We start from the raw sequence: 2767 nt of genomic DNA on the forward strand, positions 1-2767 counted from the left end.
AGTGGCACCATCGATCCGTTCCGCCTGTTTCTGGTCTTTAACGAACTGGTCGAGCTTGAGGACACGCCCGGCCTGAACCTGTCGCATATGATCGACCAAAGCCATAATGTCACCGATCCCATCGAAAGCCTGATGGTCAGCGCCTGCGAGATTCAGCGCGCCTTTGTGCAGGCCTCGCTGGTGGATCGCGCTGCGCTGCGCGACTGCCAGCAGGCCAATGACGCGCTGATGGCGGCGGCGACGCTGCGCGCGGCCTTCCGCACCGATGTCGAGCCAATTCTGGCCATGGCCCGTCTGCGGGCGGGCGCGGCCATCGACCCGGTCGCGACCTTCCGCGCCTCGGGCTATCGCGCGAAGGTCGCGGAACTCCGCCCGCAGGCGGCGGGTGGTGGCGGCGGGATCGTGTGACCGGTCAACGGACCGAAAGCGGCACACTGAGGGGGCCATATTCGGGCCAGCGCGTCATTTCCAGCGGGCCGGTGATCGTCAGCCTTTCGCAATTGGGGGTCAGTTGCAGCAAGACCTCGCGCAGCATCATCCGGGCCAGTGGCGCGCCGGGGCACATATGCGGATCACGGCCAGCGGATCGCCCCGCTTGACCGGACAGCCGCCAATCGTGCTGTCACGGGTCGTCGTCCGGGCAAAGCGGCGATAGGGGGTATAAAGGCGCAGCAATTCCTCGATCAAGGCGCGTTCCGCATTCGGGTTCTGGCGCAGCAGGTCCAGATGTTCGGGATGGGTGGCCATATGCCAGGCCAACGAGCACAGGAAATTGCACGGCACCACATGCCCGCCGATCAGGTTCAGCCGGACCATTCCGGCCAGTTCCTCATGCGTATAGGGGCCTCCGTCGGGGTCATGGGCGATCAGCCCCGACACCATGTCGGTTTCCGGGTCACGCGGACGCGCCATGCGGTCAGCGGCCAGGTCGATGGCGAACTGACCGACGCGGCGCGACAGCTTGCCCGCGCGGGGCAGATCCTCGACCTGCACAGCGACGACATAATCATGGCTGAGCCGACTGATCCTGTCCGCTTCGGCCAGATCCAGCCCGACCAGCATGCATAGCGCGCCTTGCGTGAACGGCCCGGCAAAGCGATCGCTAAAATCCGCCTTGGCCAGGTTGGCAAGCAGCGCGTCGAACAGCCGCGTTGCCAGTGCCTCCAGCTCTGGCTCCATCCGCTTCATGCGGTTTTCGTTGAAGAACAGATTCAGCCCCTTGCGATAGCGATCAGCCTCGGGCGGATCCTTTTGCAGCGGCGGCCGTGGCAGATCCTTGCGCGGGCTGGACGGAATCACCGTCATCCGCGTCGCGGCGAAATCCTGAGGTGCGCGCGAGGCGGCGGCGACATCGTCATGGCGCATCAGCGTGATGCACCCGCCCCATTCATCCTGCCACGCCACCGGTGCCAAGGCCCGCAGCCGTTCATGCGTGGCAGGAGGATCTGCCAGCGCGGCGGATCTCGGTGATCGCTGCGGATATAGCCATCGGCTGCAAAGGGCAGGTAGATTGACCAGACGAAGGGCGCACCCAGTTCCTCGAACGCGCTATAGAACGATGTATCGAACCACAGACCCGCGCGGCATGGGAAGCGCCCAGTCCGAGCCCCGATGCCACTGGGGCAGCATCACATTCAGGATCAAACGCGCGCCCGGTCAACGTTTCAAGGATGGGGATCATTCCCTTGATTTGCCGCTGCGTCAGGTCCGGATGGCGGGTGGCCAGTATTTTCGCAGCAATCACCGAGGACCACCACTGATTGACCACCACCGGAATGTCGAAATGGTGGAAAATCTCGTGCGGGGTATCGGCGCTCACAAAGGCACAGGGGGTGCCATCGGCCAGACGGTTGCGCGAGGTCCGGGTCCATTCACGCTGATGCGACAGGGCGGTTGAAGAACATTCAAGAGGCTGATAGGTCAAGACCTTTTCCCGACCAGAGGCAGGCCGGACAGGTCGCAACCATCCGGCCAGCGCGGTAGCGCGCCCAGATCCGTCCAGACCCTCGCCGTCGCCGTGATCCTGCGGCGCAACTCGGGCGCGTCCCAGCCCCACAGGTCGTCATGTGGATCGCGTTGCCAGATCACATGGCCGATGTCATGCCGGGCCAGCGCCTCGGTGACGGCGTCAAAAAAGCCGCAATCGGTCTGGCGCGGCAAAGGGATTGCCAGCCCGATCCTCCAGCCGGTCGCCGGTCGGGATGGTCAGCGCCTGTTGGTCCAGAATCAGCGCGCCCCTTCGGTCCAGCCGCTGATGCACAAACCCGAACCGAAGGGCGCGCCAAGCAGGCAAAAACGTGGACCGGGTAGCGGCGCGGTCGGCCCTTTGGCAGCAGCCCCAGAGCGCAGAATGTGCAGCCATAGTGAAAGGCAAAGGCCGCGCCGGGCACAAGAAAATCGCGCTGTTCCGGCGCCTGTCGCAACAGTTCCACCTCCGCCTGTTCGGGGGCATCGACCGTGCCGACGAAGAGGCTTTTCTGCGTATGCTGGAACGACTGACCCACCGGCTGACCCACAAGTAAACGCAGCCGGCCGGGTGAACCACACCGGAATGGCCATTACCCCTGCGTCTTGTCCATTCCGGCGCGGCGCGGCAGGGCGGGGTAAAGTTCGGGCTTGACGGTGATAAGCTCGGGGCGGGGCGGCTTCTGTTCGGTCAGTTCATAGGCCCTGCGGACAAGCTGGCGGTGGCGCTGGCGGATCATGTGGACGGGGATGCGCAGCAATTCGGCATAGGGTTCGTAATCGAAACAGCCGATAGAGACGC

At 64.4% G+C, this 2767-nt stretch carries 5 protein-coding genes and 2 pseudogenes; 2 read left to right on the top strand and 5 right to left on the bottom strand.

Features of this window, described 5'->3' with window-relative positions; genetic code table 11:
* Nucleotides 1-408 (top strand): annotated as a pseudogene (locus ACK5L9_RS21660) (sugar isomerase); the annotation flags it as partial.
* Nucleotides 409-412: 4 nt separating this feature from the next.
* Here ACK5L9_RS21660 and ACK5L9_RS21665 read toward each other — a convergent pair.
* From ACK5L9_RS21665 to ACK5L9_RS21680, 4 genes are read right to left on the bottom strand one after another with little or no spacing between them, the layout of a single operon-like run.
* The gene (locus ACK5L9_RS21665) at nt 413-565 is read right to left on the bottom strand and encodes a hypothetical protein (RefSeq protein ID WP_416913532.1); all 153 of its coding nucleotides are present in this window, start codon (nt 563-565) and stop codon (nt 413-415) included.
* A complete protein-coding gene (locus tag ACK5L9_RS21670; protein ID WP_416913533.1) occupies nt 535-1413 on the bottom strand; it encodes a cytochrome P450 in 879 nt (292 codons plus the stop codon). Before ACK5L9_RS21670 ends, ACK5L9_RS21665 begins: the two co-directional genes overlap by 31 nt.
* Nucleotides 1414-1426: 13 nt before the next feature.
* A complete protein-coding gene (locus tag ACK5L9_RS21675) occupies nt 1427-1924 on the bottom strand; it encodes a hypothetical protein (RefSeq protein ID WP_416913534.1) in 498 nt (165 codons plus the stop codon).
* Nucleotides 1921-2160, bottom strand: coding sequence for a hypothetical protein (locus ACK5L9_RS21680; protein ID WP_416913535.1), 240 nt, complete (start codon nt 2158-2160; stop codon nt 1921-1923). The genes ACK5L9_RS21675 and ACK5L9_RS21680 overlap by 4 nt, the downstream gene beginning before the upstream one ends.
* Before the next feature lie 203 nt (nt 2161-2363).
* Here ACK5L9_RS21680 and ACK5L9_RS21685 point away from each other — a divergent pair, with 203 nt between their 5' ends.
* Nucleotides 2364-2522, top strand: coding sequence for a hypothetical protein (locus ACK5L9_RS21685; RefSeq protein ID WP_416913536.1), 159 nt, complete (start codon nt 2364-2366; stop codon nt 2520-2522).
* Nucleotides 2523-2558: 36 nt separating this feature from the next.
* On the opposite strand, the pseudogene ACK5L9_RS21690 reads toward ACK5L9_RS21685, so the two are convergent.
* Nucleotides 2559-2767 (bottom strand): annotated as a pseudogene (locus ACK5L9_RS21690) (hypothetical protein); the annotation flags it as partial.

This window comes from Paracoccus sp. (in: a-proteobacteria) (assembly GCF_047973135.1).
Taxonomy (GTDB): Bacteria; Pseudomonadota; Alphaproteobacteria; order Rhodobacterales; family Rhodobacteraceae; genus Paracoccus.

Excerpts from the sequence above, each read along its gene's own strand:
- ACK5L9_RS21665 (WP_416913532.1), bottom strand. The coding sequence starts at position 565 with ATGTGCCCCGGCGCGCCACTGGCCCGGATGATGCTGCGCGAGGTCTTG.